The 13,917-nt window shown below is 51.8% G+C and carries 11 protein-coding genes, 1 tRNA gene and 2 pseudogenes; 9 read left to right on the top strand and 5 right to left on the bottom strand.

The window, feature by feature from the left end:
- The first annotated feature begins 197 nt into the window (after positions 1–197).
- Together ACQG22_RS00535 and ACQG22_RS00530 are read left to right on the top strand one after the other, a co-directional pair.
- Complete coding sequence (locus ACQG22_RS00535) at positions 198–1,589, top strand: nucleobase:cation symporter-2 family protein (protein ID WP_369706814.1); 1,392 nt, start codon at positions 198–200, stop codon at positions 1,587–1,589.
- A gap of 119 nt (positions 1,590–1,708) precedes the next feature.
- A complete protein-coding gene (locus tag ACQG22_RS00530; RefSeq protein ID WP_369706813.1) occupies positions 1,709–3,412 on the top strand; it encodes an AsmA family protein in 1,704 nt (567 codons plus the stop codon).
- 60 nt (positions 3,413–3,472) lie between these two features.
- Here ACQG22_RS00530 and yicI read toward each other — a convergent pair whose 3' ends face one another.
- Positions 3,473–5,791 carry an alpha-xylosidase gene (yicI, locus tag ACQG22_RS00525; RefSeq protein WP_369706812.1) on the bottom strand — a complete coding sequence of 773 codons (2,319 nt, stop codon included), beginning with the start codon at positions 5,789–5,791 and terminating at the stop codon, positions 3,473–3,475.
- A 328-nt stretch (positions 5,792–6,119) separates the two neighbouring features.
- Here yicI and ACQG22_RS00520 point away from each other — a divergent pair.
- The 5 genes and pseudogenes from ACQG22_RS00520 (at position 6,120) to ACQG22_RS00500 (ending at position 9,042) form a co-directional block, all read left to right on the top strand.
- Positions 6,120–6,214, top strand: a tRNA-Sec gene (locus ACQG22_RS00520).
- 151 nt (positions 6,215–6,365) lie between these two features.
- Positions 6,366–6,546, top strand: a pseudogene (locus ACQG22_RS00515) (Arm DNA-binding domain-containing protein); the annotation flags it as partial.
- A 6-nt stretch (positions 6,547–6,552) separates the two neighbouring features.
- Positions 6,553–6,721 (top strand): annotated as a pseudogene (locus tag ACQG22_RS00510) (integrase); the annotation flags it as partial.
- A 30-nt stretch (positions 6,722–6,751) separates the two neighbouring features.
- Complete coding sequence (locus tag ACQG22_RS00505) at positions 6,752–8,623, top strand: DEAD/DEAH box helicase (protein ID WP_347500464.1); 1,872 nt, start codon at positions 6,752–6,754, stop codon at positions 8,621–8,623.
- Positions 8,620–9,042: a hypothetical protein gene (locus ACQG22_RS00500; RefSeq protein ID WP_347500465.1), complete on the top strand. Its 423-nt coding sequence runs from the start codon at positions 8,620–8,622 to the stop codon at positions 9,040–9,042. Before ACQG22_RS00505 ends, ACQG22_RS00500 begins: the two co-directional genes overlap by 4 nt.
- Positions 9,043–9,529: 487 nt before the next feature.
- Here ACQG22_RS00500 and ACQG22_RS00495 read toward each other — a convergent pair whose 3' ends face one another.
- Complete coding sequence (locus ACQG22_RS00495; RefSeq protein ID WP_347500466.1) at positions 9,530–9,703, bottom strand: toxin-antitoxin system HicB family antitoxin; 174 nt, start codon at positions 9,701–9,703, stop codon at positions 9,530–9,532.
- A 136-nt stretch (positions 9,704–9,839) separates the two neighbouring features.
- Here ACQG22_RS00495 and ACQG22_RS00490 point away from each other — a divergent pair, with 136 nt between their 5' ends.
- Both ACQG22_RS00490 and ACQG22_RS00485 read left to right on the top strand, forming a co-directional pair.
- Positions 9,840–10,181: a SymE family type I addiction module toxin gene (locus ACQG22_RS00490; protein ID WP_347500467.1), complete on the top strand. Its 342-nt coding sequence runs from the start codon at positions 9,840–9,842 to the stop codon at positions 10,179–10,181.
- 59 nt (positions 10,182–10,240) lie between these two features.
- Positions 10,241–11,278 carry a virulence RhuM family protein gene (locus ACQG22_RS00485; protein ID WP_250181769.1) on the top strand — a complete coding sequence of 346 codons (1,038 nt, stop codon included), beginning with the start codon at positions 10,241–10,243 and terminating at the stop codon, positions 11,276–11,278.
- On the opposite strand, the gene ACQG22_RS00480 is transcribed toward ACQG22_RS00485, so the two are convergent.
- The 3 genes from ACQG22_RS00480 to ACQG22_RS00470 all read right to left on the bottom strand — a co-directional run bounded on the left by ACQG22_RS00480 (position 11,275) and on the right by ACQG22_RS00470 (position 13,784).
- Positions 11,275–11,715: a GNAT family N-acetyltransferase gene (locus tag ACQG22_RS00480; RefSeq protein ID WP_023621008.1), complete on the bottom strand. Its 441-nt coding sequence runs from the start codon at positions 11,713–11,715 to the stop codon at positions 11,275–11,277. The genes ACQG22_RS00485 and ACQG22_RS00480 overlap by 4 nt on opposite strands.
- A 97-nt stretch (positions 11,716–11,812) precedes the next feature.
- Positions 11,813–12,811 carry a class I SAM-dependent methyltransferase gene (locus ACQG22_RS00475; RefSeq protein ID WP_038982502.1) on the bottom strand — a complete coding sequence of 333 codons (999 nt, stop codon included), beginning with the start codon at positions 12,809–12,811 and terminating at the stop codon, positions 11,813–11,815.
- Positions 12,812–12,896: 85 nt separating this feature from the next.
- Positions 12,897–13,784, bottom strand: a complete 888-nt coding sequence (locus ACQG22_RS00470; protein ID WP_038982500.1) for a GlxA family transcriptional regulator — start codon at positions 13,782–13,784, stop codon at positions 12,897–12,899.
- Positions 13,785–13,917 lie beyond the last annotated feature (133 nt).

Genomic DNA, 13,917 nt, shown 5'->3' with positions numbered 1-13,917 from the left:
TACACACGCGGCGTTATCCTGGGCCGGCTTATGCTCGTCATGAGCCACCGGCGCGAAAAGTGTAATTTTTTTTTCCTCCACGTTGTAGAAAACCTGCTCATACCGGCAGATTTTCTCTCTTTTTTTTGCTGGCAATCGTTTGCTTTTACCAGGTGGTCAGATAAAATGCCCGCTTTTCCACCGTGGGATTACCGTCGATGTCCGTTAACAGCATAGAGTCTCCTGATGCGCAACCGATTGCGCAGAAGCAAAATAGCGAACTGATTTACCGTCTTGAAGACCGCCCACCGCTTCCGCAGACGCTCTTCGCTGCCTGCCAGCATCTTCTGGCCATGTTTGTTGCGGTGATCACCCCGGCGCTGTTGATCTGTCAGGCGCTGGGTTTACCGGCTCAGGATACGCAGCACATCATCAGCATGTCCCTCTTCGCCTCCGGCGTGGCCTCAATTATTCAAATTAAAGCCTGGGGTCCGGTGGGGTCTGGTTTGCTGTCGATTCAGGGTACCAGTTTTAACTTTGTGGCACCGCTGATCATGGGCGGTACGGCGTTAAAAACCGGCGGGGCGGATGTCCCGACCATGATGGCGGCGCTGTTCGGCACGCTGATGCTGGCCAGCTGCACGGAGATGGTGATCTCCCGTGTTCTGCATCTGGCTCGCCGCGTAATCACCCCGCTGGTCTCGGGCGTGGTGGTGATGATTATCGGTTTGTCGCTGATCCAAGTGGGGCTGACCTCCATCGGCGGGGGCTATGCCGCAATGAGCGACCACACCTTTGGCGCACCAAAAAACCTGCTGCTGGCTGGCGTGGTGCTGGCCATCATTATTCTGCTCAACCGTCAGCGTAACCCGTACCTGCGCGTGGCCTCGCTGGTGATCGCCATGGCGGCCGGTTACCTGCTGGCATGGGCGCTGGGCATGTTGCCGGAAAACACCGCGCCGACCAACAGCGCGCTGATCACCGTTCCTACTCCACTGTACTACGGCCTGGGCATTGACTGGGGTCTGCTGCTGCCGCTGATGCTGGTCTTTATGATCACCTCCCTGGAGACCATCGGCGATATCACCGCCACCTCCGATGTCTCGGAGCAGCCGGTGTCCGGCCCGCTGTACATGAAGCGTCTGAAAGGCGGCGTGCTGGCAAACGGTCTGAACTCCTTTGTCTCTGCCGTGTTTAATACATTCCCGAACTCCTGCTTCGGGCAGAACAACGGCGTGATCCAGCTGACCGGCGTGGCCAGCCGTTATGTCGGGTTTGTGGTGGCGCTGATGCTGATTGTCCTTGGCCTGTTCCCGGCCGTGAGTGGTTTTGTGCAGCACATCCCTGAGCCGGTTCTGGGCGGAGCAACGCTGGTGATGTTCGGTACTATCGCGGCCTCGGGCGTGCGAATCGTCTCCCGCGAGCCACTGAACCGCCGCGCGATCATGATTATTGCCCTGTCGCTGGCCGTGGGTCTGGGCGTTTCTCAGCAGCCGCTGATCCTGCAGTTTGCCCCGGACTGGGTGAAAAACCTGCTCTCTTCCGGCATCGCCGCTGGCGGTATCACCGCTATCGTGCTGAACCTCGTTTTCCCGCCAGAGAAAAAATGATTGTCCTCACGGCAGGCTGTCAATGCCTGCCGTGACATCTCTTTACACCATTCCCGCCTTGAGCATTGCGCATAAATCGTGCATAACTCCTTTATGTACGTTTCGCGGGAAGGAAGACCATGAAATTTATTGGAAAGCTGCTCGTCTATCTTCTGGTAGCCCTGCTCCTTGTGCTGCTGGCACTCTATTTTCTGCTTCAGACCCGCTGGGGTGCGTCACAGGTCAGCAGTTGGGTAACGGTGAACACCGATTACGAACTCAGTTTCGACCTGATGGACCACCGCTTTTCGTCGCCTTCCCACATCCTTCTGGAAAACGTCACCTTTGGCCGCGACGGTCAGCCCGCCACGCTGGTGGCTAAAAAAGTCGATATTGGTCTTGGCAGCCGACAGCTCACCGATCCACTGCATATGGACACCATCACCCTGGTCGATGGCACGCTGAACCTCTCTCCGCAGACCGCGCCGATGCCCTTCCAGGCAGACCGTCTGCAGCTAAACAACATGGCCTTCAACAGCCCCAACACGGAGTGGGATTTAAGCGCGCAAAAAGTGACGGGCGGCGTCAGTCCGTGGCAGCCAGAAGCGGGTAACGTGCTGGGCAAAAATGCGCAGATCCAGATGAGCGCGGGTTCGCTCACCCTGAACGGGGTACCGGCCACTAACGTGCTGATCCAGGGCCAGCTGAACGGCAAGGAGGTGGTGCTAAACACCATCGGCGCCGATATGGCGCGCGGCTCGCTTACCGGCTCCGCCCTGCGCAACGCCGACGGAAGCTGGGTCATCGACACTATGCGCCTGAACGAGATCCGCCTGCAGAGCGATAAATCGCTGCTGGATTTCTTCGCGCCGCTCAATACCATCCCCTCCTTGCAGATTGGCCGCCTGGAAGTCATCGATGCGCGCCTGCAGGGGCCAGACTGGGCCGTAACCGATTTGGATCTCAGCCTGCGTAACCTGACGCTGAGCAAAGGAGACTGGCAGAGCCAGGACGGGCGTTTATCCATGAATGCCAGCGAATTTATTTACGGCTCGCTGCATCTGTTCGACCCGATCCTGAATGCGGAATTCTCTCCGCAGGGCGTGGCGCTGCGCCAGTTCACCTCCCGCTGGGAAGGGGGCATGGTGCGCACCTCCGGCAACTGGCTGCGCGACGGTAAAGCGCTGGTACTGGACGATGTCGCCGTCGCCGGGCTGGAGTACACCCTGCCGCAGAACTGGAAAACGCTGTGGATGGAGCCGCTGCCGGAATGGCTGAACAGCGTGACGCTGAAGAAATTCGGCCTGAGCCGCAACCTGGTGATCGACATTGATCCCGCATTCCCGTGGCAGATCACCTCTCTTGATGGCTATGGGGCTAACCTGCAGCTGGCGCAGGACCACAAATGGGGCGTATGGGGCGGCAGCGCCACGCTAAACGGCGCAGCAGCCACTTTTAACCGCGTGGACGTGCGACGCCCGTCGCTGGCACTGAACGCTAACGCCGCCACGGTCAATATCACCGATCTGAGCGCCTTTACCGAGAAAGGCATTCTGGAAGCCACCGCGACGGTTTCTCAGCTTGCGCAACGACAGACCACGGTGAGCCTGAACGGGCGCGGCGTGCCGCTCAACATCCTGCAGCAGTGGGGCTGGCCCGCACTGCCGGTGAGCGGCGATGGCAATATTCAGCTGACTGCCAGCGGGAGTGTGCAGGCGAATGCCCCGCTGAAGCCAACGGTAAATGGCAAGCTGAGCGCGGTAAATATGGATAAACAGCAGGTTCAGCAGACCATGACCGGTGGTGTAGTTTCAACACCACCCTCACCCCAGCCCTCTCCCTGAAAGGGAGAGGGAGTAAACCATTCCCTCGCCCCTTTGGGGAGAGGGTTAGGGTGAGGGGAATTAAAGGTGAACCACCACCTCATCCCCCTCCGAGTTCACCACCACGCCCCACTCGCTGCCCGCGTATGAGCCACCTTTCACACCAGTCACCTTCTGCACGTTGCGCAAGCATACCGACCAGTTCCGCGCGTCACCCGCGCCGGTAAGGGTCACGGTGTCGCCCTTGCGTGACGCCTTCAGCGTAAATACCACCGAACCGTCAGCCGCAGGCACTTCACTCACTGCCGTTGCGCCCTCATCCAGGTTAAACAGCTGGAAGGCCGTGCCCTCATTCCAGGCGTAGTCCGGTTTGTGCTTGTTGTTACCCAGCGCCAGCAGGGTATTGTCGCGCACATAAACCGGCAGGCTCATGAAATCGTGCTGCTGCTTATGCCAGCGGCAGCCCTGAACCTCATCGTTGTGCCACAAGTGCGTCCAGCGACCTTCCGGCAGGTAAAACTGCACCTCACCCGCCTCGGAGAACACCGGTGCTACCATCAAGGCATCCCCCAGCATGTACTGACGGTCGAGATAGTCACATGCCGGATCGTCCGGGAATTCCAGCATCATCGCCCGCAGCATCGGCGTGCCGCACTCCCGTGCCAGCGCCGCCTGACGATAGAGGTACGGCATCAGCTGGCATTTCAGCTGCGTAAAGTGACGCACCACGTCACAGGACTCATCATCGTACGCCCACGGCACCCGGTAGGATTTGCTGCCATGCAGGCGGCTGTGGCTGGAGAACAGCCCGAACGCGCACCAGCGTTTGTAGACGTGCGCCGGGGCGGTGTTTTCGAACCCGCCGATATCGTGGCTCCAGAATCCGAAGCCGGACAGACCAATCGACAGCCCACCGCGCAGGCTTTCCGCCATGGATTCATAGTTGGCATAGCAGTCGCCGCCCCAGTGCACCGGGAACTGCTGTGCGCCGACGGACGCCGAGCGCGCAAACAGCACCGCCTCCTCCTCGCCTACCGTCTCTTTCAGCACGTTCCACACCAGCGCGTTATAGATGAAGGCGTAATGGTTGTGCATCTTCTGCGGATCGGAACCGTCAAACCACTGCACATCCGTCGGGATACGCTCGCCGAAATCGGTTTTGAAGCAGTCCACGCCAATCTCCACCAGGCCCTTCAGCTTGTCGGCGTACCACCGGCACGCGTCCGGATTAGTGAAGTCGTAAATCGCCAGCCCGGGCTGCCATTTGTCCCACTGCCACACGCTGCCATCCGGGCGCTTCAGCAGATAACCTTTCTCTTTCAGCTCGTTAAATACCGGCGATTTCTGGCCGATGTACGGGTTGATCCACACGCAGACCTTCAGCCCTTTCTCTTTCAGGCGGCGGATCATCCCTTCTGGATCGGGGAAGGTCATCGGGTCCCACTCAAAATCACACCACTGGAAGGCCTTCATCCAGAAGCAGTCAAAATGGAAGACGTGCAGCGGCAGGTCGCGTTCGGCCATGCCGTCGATGAAGCTGTTCACCGTCGCTTCGTCGTAGTTAGTGGTAAACGAGGTGGTGAGCCACAGGCCGAAGGACCACGCCGGCGGCAGCGCCGGACGACCGGTGAACTGCGTGTAGCGGTCCAGGACCGCTTTCGGCGTCGGGCCGTCGATCACAAAATACTCCAGATATTCGCCCTCGACGCTGAACTGTACTTTGGAGACCTTCTCCGAGCCGATTTCAAACGACACATTTTCCGGATGGTTGACCAGCACGCCGTAGCCGCGGTTAGTGAGATAGAACGGAATATTTTTGTAGGACTGCTCGGTGCTGGTACCGCCGTCGCGGTTCCAGGTATCGACCTGCTGACCGTTGCGCACCAGGGCGGTAAAGCGCTCACCGAGGCCATAAACTGTTTCCCCGACGCCCAGATCCAGACGTTCGAACAGATAGTTGCGATTCGTGTTGCTGTCCTGCACGTAGCCGTTGTTTTTCAGTTCACTGCCGGTGATCCGCTGGCCGTTACGCAGAAAATCGAGCGCCCAGAACTCGCCTTTGGTGACGCGCACGCTGAGATTACCGCTTTTCAGCTCGGTGTATTCGGCGTTATTTACCGTCTCGACCCTTACGTCCTTCAGCACGTTGAGCGGATAGTGCGGGCCTTTGTCCTGCGCCCCCTGGAAGTGCTCGATGCGCACCCCGACAATCCCTTCCTGCGGTGCGAAGAGCCGGACGGTGAACATTAACGTATCGAGCTGCCACGCGCGTTCGCGGACGTCGCGCGGTGCCACATACACCACCAGGTCATTGCCCTGCTGCTCCACATCGAACACCTGGACCGGATACGTCACGGTCAGGCCAGGTTGAATAAGCCAGTTTCCATCACTGATTTTCATACTTTCGTCCTCCTGGTTCTGTAATCCTTTGCTGGCCGCCAGATGCCTGCCGTGTGGCGATACGGGCACTGAGACCGGTTACAGAGGTTTTAAACCATTGTTTCAGCAGCGAGTATTGCGTTTTCTGGTTAGCAAATTACGTTTCTTGTTTTTTGTGATCGGGGTAAATGTCGCGGAGCACGAAATGCTAACCTGAGGATTTTCTTAAGAATTAACTGAAATGGGGGTGTTCAGGTCAAAAGAGAGGTGAAAAAAATGTGTCGGGGTATGTGGTAAATGTCTGAAAGTAGCTATAATGCGCCCCGCCTCCATGTAGCAATGCAGGCGCGGAAGATCGTCATCTCCGGTGAGGTGGCTGGACTTCAAATCCAGTTGGGGACGCCAGCGTTCCCGGGCAGGTTCGACTCCTGTGATCTTCCGCCAAAAGTTCGTCCGCAACTATCCAAGAAAGTCAAAAAAAAATCTTTTTTCAATAAACACTTTGGTTTAATCATTCGTGACAGTCCGACGGAATCTCCCTGAATCCAAGAAAAAATAGGTATAGGCTTTTTATACATATTCTTTACATATAAACATGGCACTTACAGTCATACAAACCAAACGAGCTAATCCCTAAGACAAGCCCAATACATTAAAACATGGGCCGTATAAACCCCGATGGCTCGAAGGGCTGGCGTTTCCGCTTTGCTGGAAAAGCGCGGTCAATTTCATTGGGAAGCTACGACTTGATGAGCCTTGCTGGTGCGCTGGTAAAAACGTAAGGAAGAGCTTCAGCACACGATTTTAGACATAGTTCATCGACAATATTGCATGAGAAAGGCTATAACAGTAATTGGATAGAGCTGCACTGGCACATGTTGTTAAAAACAGCATAAGAGGCGCTTACCATTACGCGTAAACCTCTTACAACGGAAAGAAATGCTTCAGTGATATGCTGATTTTTTAATGTAAGGAACCCATATGTCTTATTTTACTAACACAGCTGTAAATATCGAAGGTAACAGAAAGTTAAGAACCCCACAAATTGAGGCCTATATAAAAATAAGGGAGTTTTTCAGCAACCCCGTTCAACGTGAAGCTCTTGTGGTTCTACCTACAGGTACAGGTAAGAGTGGATTAATCTCTATAGCACCATACGGTGTATCTCAAAAAAGAGTTTTGATTATTACTCCAGGCCTTGTTACTAAAGATAGTATTCGAAAGACGCAAGAAGTGTTAGAAGACAACTTTTGGATAAATTATGATATTGTCTTCAGCAGCAAAGATATTCCAGTAGTCAGTGAATATTTACCAGACATATCCTCTGAACATTTAGAGAAAAGTCATATTATATTTTCCAATATACAAAGAATATCTGGAAATAGAAAAAGCGCACTCATTAATCGAGTTCCAGAAGACTTTTTCGATTTCATCATTGTTGATGAAGCACATCATGCTCCAGCTCAAAGCTGGCGTGACGCACTTAAGTATTTCTCTAATGCAAGAGTTTTACATGTTACTGGAACTCCTTATCGTGGCGATGCTCAAGAAGTTCCCGGAGAAAAAATTCATGAAACACCTTTATCAGAAGTAATGAGAGCAAAGTATGTCAAATGGTTAAGAAAAGAAACTGTTAATGCTCATGAATTGTATTTTACGACTCCAGACATACCTAATAAAAAACTTACTAAAGAAGACATTTTAGAGTTCAAAGATAAAGAATGGATAGAAAAAAGTGTAGCTCTCTCACCTGAATGTTCAAATGATGTAATTGAACATAGTATTTTGAAGTTGAATATACTTAAAGAAGCATCTCCTCATGTCCCACATAAAATCCTCGCTGTAGGATGCAGTATTACACATGCCGAAGATTTAGCTAAATGGTATGAGGCAAAAGGTCTGCGTGTTATTATTATCCATAGTGAAATGGATGATGAAATAAAAGAAGATGCTTTTCTAAACATTGAAAATCATAACGCTGACGTTGTTATTTCAGTAAATATGTTAATGGAGGGTTACGATCATAAATATCTAAGCATACTGGCAATATTCAGACCTTATAGAAGTCTTAACGCTTTTGCTCAAGTTGTAGGTAGGATTCTACGTGCAATTCCTGACAATGAGATTACGGCATTTGAAATAGATAATAACGGGGTCGTGATTTTTCATGAAGAAATAGGATTAAATTCGATGTGGGAAAACTTCCAGAGCGAGGTAGACAGAGCCCGTAGAACCATCAATCGTGAATATACATTTACTGATGATGATTATAGAGAAAGAGAAAATTTCTTGGCTGGTGTAGCAAGTGAAGGCGCCTATATCAGTGATCAAGACTCTTATTTGGAAGATATTGATTTTAATTCTTTATTCGAAGAAAAAAGAGCTGAGATTAATAAATCAGTTGATGAACAGTTAGAGAAGTTCAAGAAGGCAAGCCTTGATGCAGGGCTAACGTTACCTGATGACACACTGGAGTTATTTAAAAGAAACTTAGTAGAACAAGAATCCAGAAAAGCTGCAGGGGTAATAGACCAAGACCTATTAGAAAAAAGGCCCCATCTTGCTCGCAAAAAAATGAGAGAAATCTTAACCGCCAAGATTAAAGAGGAAGCTTCTAACCTTCTGATAATAAATGGACTTGATGAGAAAGGGAGAGAGCTACAACCTATTTTTTCACCGCACCTCAGGAATTTACAGACAACTGATGCAAATGATGCTATTATTGTAAAATTCATTTTAGGTAAACTGTACAGACAATTTGGTCCTGTAAAAGAACGAGACAACCAAACTTTACAGAACTCCATTAACGCAATACCTGAAATCTTAGTTGAAGTATCGAGGATGTTAAAATGATTAATGTAGCTCAAATTTTGAAAAATTTAGCTGCCTTTTGTTCAGTAAAGGGTGTGCAACCTGATGAACTCATAACAGCTATATTTGAGAAAGAATATAAGAAAATCGAAACTTATAAAGTGAATTCTTATATTTATTTCATTATAAATTATTGCGAACACATTGATGATGAAGAAAATATTATTTCCATGCGTTACATTTATGACGAAAATAAATCGCTTTTAAAAATAGAGCAAAAGATAAATAATGGACGTTACTCTCTCCAATGGGATAGAAATGACGCACTGAAAAAATACATTATGAAACAACTTTCTGATCTCCCGTATCAGAAAAGAGAAGATGTCTATCAATTGATTATAGGAAACCTACCCAAAGATGCAGGTTATTCCTTGCCGCCGAACCTAAAACTTGTCAGCTAAGTTAATAATTCCTCTAAAGGCACCCTTGGGTGCCTTTTTCTATACTAATATTCAAAACAATCAAGTACTCAACGTAATCTATAAACCTTTTCCTTCTGCCCGCTTTAGGGATGCTTTTGTGCTAGTGCATGCAGTAGCGGGAAACTCATTTCCGGTAAATCGCTTGCAAAACCATGCACCTTACGCATGACTTTTTAACGGAAAAATGACGGGATTTTCGAGGATTTTTGAAAGCATGCTGCGCGACGAGTTCTTCACCTTAGCAAGTGTAATTCAGATTACATGCGAATGTGATTTTCAAGATTATTATCGCGCGAATCAAAGTCAGGTCAGAATCTGATGACCGCTAAAATGACATTATCCTACACCGAATACTTATATTTTTCACCGACGACCAGCCAGACCTTTAGCGCCTCACACAAGTAGTTATCTGGTCAATCTAAAGCAATGATTAAAAACATACGAAAGCTACTAAGCATTTCTTTTTTTATTTCTTCGCAATTTCTCTTCTGCCAAGTGTTTTAAGCCAATTCCCTAAACTCATCCCTTCAGCCTTCGCAGCCTCCTCAAACTGTGCCTTCAACTCCGGCGTAATACGAATCTGAAACGTCGGTGCTTTTCCGGATTTAGATTTGTTAGGGTCGCGTTTAACTGTTGACATGTACGTACCTACAAGAGCAGTATATCTTCATTGAGGTACGTACCTTAACATACGACAACCTCAGATTGAAACGCCCTCGCCAGGTACTCGCAATACCGGACGAGAGCTAACCTCACCAACTATCAAGGAGTTGATTATGGCTGATTCGCATTCTACCCCAGACACCGACCAATCCGGAACCGAGCGTTCGTTAATTGTGGGATACCGCCCGAATGTTTTCGACAAATCCACACCCAATATCATTCTGTCTGGCAAATGGCTTCGCGCGGCAGGGTTTGAAACCGGACATCAGGTGACCGTAAAGGTGATGAAAGGGTGCATCGTTCTGGTGGCATATAACGAGCAGGAGCAGAAGTTGCAGGATGATTATAAACAGACGAAAGCAAAGCTCACTGAGATAGAGGACGCGCTTGCGGCGATCCAAGCTCAGCATCATGGAAAGCGCCTCGCAAAGTCAAATACAAACCACCTGGCTTAGCGGCTGTTTCTGGCATACTACACGCTGGTAAGGTTAATTACTCAAAAGAGGGAGGCGACATGGCAGATCAAAACGTAATCCACTCTCCGGCTGGCGAATTTATTATGTTTGCCAGCGATGATGGAACTGTTCGCATCACATGTCGCTTTGAACATGAAACGCTCTGGCTGTCGCAAGCAGCCATAGCGGCTCTTTATCAGGTCACTCCTCAAGCCATTACACAGCATATTAAAGCTATTTACGAAGAGGGTGAGCTTGAACAAAAAGCAACTTGTAAGGCTTACTTACAAGTTCAGCAAGAAGGTCAGCGCAAGGTTAATCGCAACACACTTCACTATAGCCTGCCCGTCATTCTCGCCATCGGCTATCGCGTCCGCTCCACACGAGGGACACAGTTCCGCCAGTGGGCCACCCAAACGCTGCAGGAATATCTGGTAAAAGGCTTCGTTATGGACGACGAGCGCCTGAAAAACCCGCCTGTGGGATCATCCGCCGTACCTGACTATTTCGATGAAATGCTGGAACGCATTCGCGATATACGGGCCAGCGAACGCCGGGTTTATCTCCGTGTGAGGGAGATTTTTGCATTAGCCGCTGACTATCAGCCGTCACTCAAAGAAACCACGCAATTCTTCCAGACCATCCAGAATAAACTGCATTTTGCCTGCACCGGCCTTACCGCCGCTGAGTTGATTCACCAGCGTGCGGACGCCACGCAACCGTATATGGGGCTGACCAGCTATAAAGGCGAAGAAGTCCGTAAAAGCGATGTCACCACAGCAAAAAATTATCTGTCTCAGGATGAAGTCAGCGAACTAAATCGTGTCGTTAATATGTGGCTCGACTTTGCTGAAGATCAGGCCAAACGCCGCAAGCAGGTATTTTTACGAGACTGGCAAACCAAACTCGATCAGTTCCTGCAATTTAACGACCGGGACGTTTTAGAAGGCGCAGGCAAAATCAGCAAAAAAGCGGCGGATGAAAAGGCGTGTTCAGAATACATTGAGTATGAAAAGAAGCTGCGCCTGCTGAAAGAAGCCGAGGGAGAGAAAGATATTGTCGGCTTATTAAAATGGGATAAGCAGGCTAAGCGCTAATCCCGATTCAACCGCATATGCAGCAACGGAAACGGATTCCCCTGCCCATCAACCTCTGAGCGGCCGACCTGCACAAACCCCATATGGCGATAAAACGCGACGCCCTGCGGGTTTTGCTCATTCACATCCACTTCGTTTACGCCAAACTCTGCGATGGCATAGTGCAGCAGTAATTTCCCCACGCCCTTTCCCCGGCTCGCATCATCAACAAACAGCATTTCAATGCGGTTTTCATCCACGCCTAAAAAGCCGTGGATAACACCTGCATCATCGCGGGCCATCACGACGGTGAGGTTTGGCAGATACGCGTTGAGCAATAGCGGGCGCAGAGCCGCGATATCGCTTTCCTGTAAAAAGTGATGGGTAGCGCGAACGGAGGATTCCCAGATTGCGACCAGGCGTTCGAAGTGTGAGGGATGTGCGGTTTCTATTTTCATGAGGGGATCATGTTTGGAAAACCGAACTAATGCAAGTCACGCTATGCGTGCTGCTCCCCCCTCACCCTCAACCCACAGGGAGAGGGAACCGATCGCGCTAAACCTTCACCTCCATCACCGCGTATACCCCATCCTTTGGCACCACCACGGTGACATTCTCCACCGGCACGCCCGCCGCGAGGTGGATATCCTGCAACTGCTGCAACGACCTGGGATGGATGTCCTCCCAACCAATACCGCGCAGCACAAAGTCGATCTGCGGGCTGCTGGTCAGCATATTCGACACAATCACCGCCCCGCCGGGCTTCACCAGCCGCAGCGCGCGCTGCAGGAAAGTCACCGCATCGGTATCGTTGAAGTACTCAAATATGCCCAGCGCGTCGACCAGTTCGGCCTGATGCTCACCCAGCTCCAGCAGTAAATCGTCGTTACGCACCAGCGTATGTAGCAGGTTGCGCCTGAGCAGCGTCAGCTGTTCGCCCACAACAAGCCCCTCCTGCGCGGCCATGGTTTCGGCCCAGCTCAGCGCGACGGGGTCTTTATCTACCAGCGTCAGGTACACCTGCTGACCGTCGAGCTTTGCGTTGCGCAGCGCCTCCAGCACGGGAATGGCCGCCCCGCTGGCCAGGCTCACCCAGTTGTTCTCGCTCTCGTTATGGATGTACTTCTCTACCAGCGCAGCCAGCACTTTTGCGCGGGAGCGCACGCCGATGGCGTCGTTAGCGTGAATAAACCACTGGCGGCTGTCGCTGTCCATTTTCGTGCCTTCGGGGAGGCGCTCCTCCAGCGGATTTTGCACCACAAACAGCGCCAGCGCGGTGGGAACCAGCCGGGCGCGCCACGCGAGAAGCGCAGGCCGGTTGCGAAAAGCCTGTTCGGAGTAACGGTTCTGCGGGACAAGCACCGCCTGCCCGCCCTCTTCGTATTCAATCAGCGGAGGGCGAAGCGCCGGGTCGGCTTTCAGCGCCCGGTTAAGCGCGTTGATCTCCCGGGCAGTCTCGTCTTTCATCGGCCACTGGTCGCTGACATCAGGAAATGAGGCGCTGAAAATGGTCATATTTCCCGGTGCGCTGCCGCGAAAAGGCTGCCAGTTCATGTCATCGTCCCCCCGTTGGGCTTTTAACGGAAGTGTATCCAGGCAAACCAGTAATACCCTACGAAGAAAGCACGAAATCGGGGCATTAGCTCTGCGACGTGCGCCATACCCCAGGCGTACAGCCGTACTCAAGCTGGAAATGACGAATAAAATGGGCGCAGTCGCTAAAGCCCATCCGCCGCGCAATGTCCGTGACGCTTTGCTGCGAGTTCTTCAACAGCCAGCAGGCATAGCGCAGTCTGGCGCTGCGGATAAATTCACGTGCCGTTTTACCAAACTCGGCGTGAAACAGGCGATTAAGCTGACGCTCGCTCAGCTTGACGTCCTGGGCCAGTCCGGCGGCGCTAAGCGGGCGTGTCAGGTACTGTTCGATGATCATCACCGCTCTGCGCAGTCGCGAGTCCGGGATCAGCGCAATATTGGCAGGCCGTGGGGTAGTAACAGCGTGCGGTGAGAGCGATAAACGCCGTGACGTGGTGGCGGCAATATCGTCGCCCGCATGGGCGCGAATCAGCGCCGTGGTTAGCGTCAGCGTCGAGATCCCGCCCGGGCAGGTCAGCACATCGCCTTCATCGATAAAATCCAGCCCCTGCTCGGCATAAACCTGCGGAAACCGTTGCGTGAAGACGTCATGATGATAAGGATGGATCGAGGCGCGCCGTTCATTGAGGATCCCCTCTTCCGCCAGGATAAAGCTCCCGGTGCCAATACCGATCAGCGGAATGGCGTTGTGATGCGCCTCTGCAAGAAATGCCCGGTCGTCCGGGAGCCCCTTATCCAGATCCTCCAGGCTTCCGCCAATCACGGCAATATAGTCGTATTCCCCCGGAGTAAGATGCGCGGCTTCAGGCTGCACGCTAATACCGGCGCTGCTGGTGATGGGCAATTCCGCCCGGGTGCTTATCAGACTGAGTTTGAACGCGATTTTCTGTCTGGATTTTTGTACACAGGACGCCGTACGCAACGCCTCCATTAACCCCGATAAGGCTAATAACGAAAAATGGGGCCACAGAAATAAACCGATATGCAGGGGTTTATTTCGTGCAGAACCACGCCTGCATGAGTCATCAGTTAAAGTTTTCATTACCTTGCCAAAAAATATTAAT

This window comes from Enterobacter cloacae complex sp. 309I3 (genome assembly GCF_050031595.1).
GTDB lineage: Bacteria > Pseudomonadota > Gammaproteobacteria > Enterobacterales > Enterobacteriaceae > Enterobacter > Enterobacter cloacae.
The sequence above is the reverse complement of the archived record's forward strand: the minus strand, read 5'-3'. Positions and strand labels throughout refer to the sequence as shown.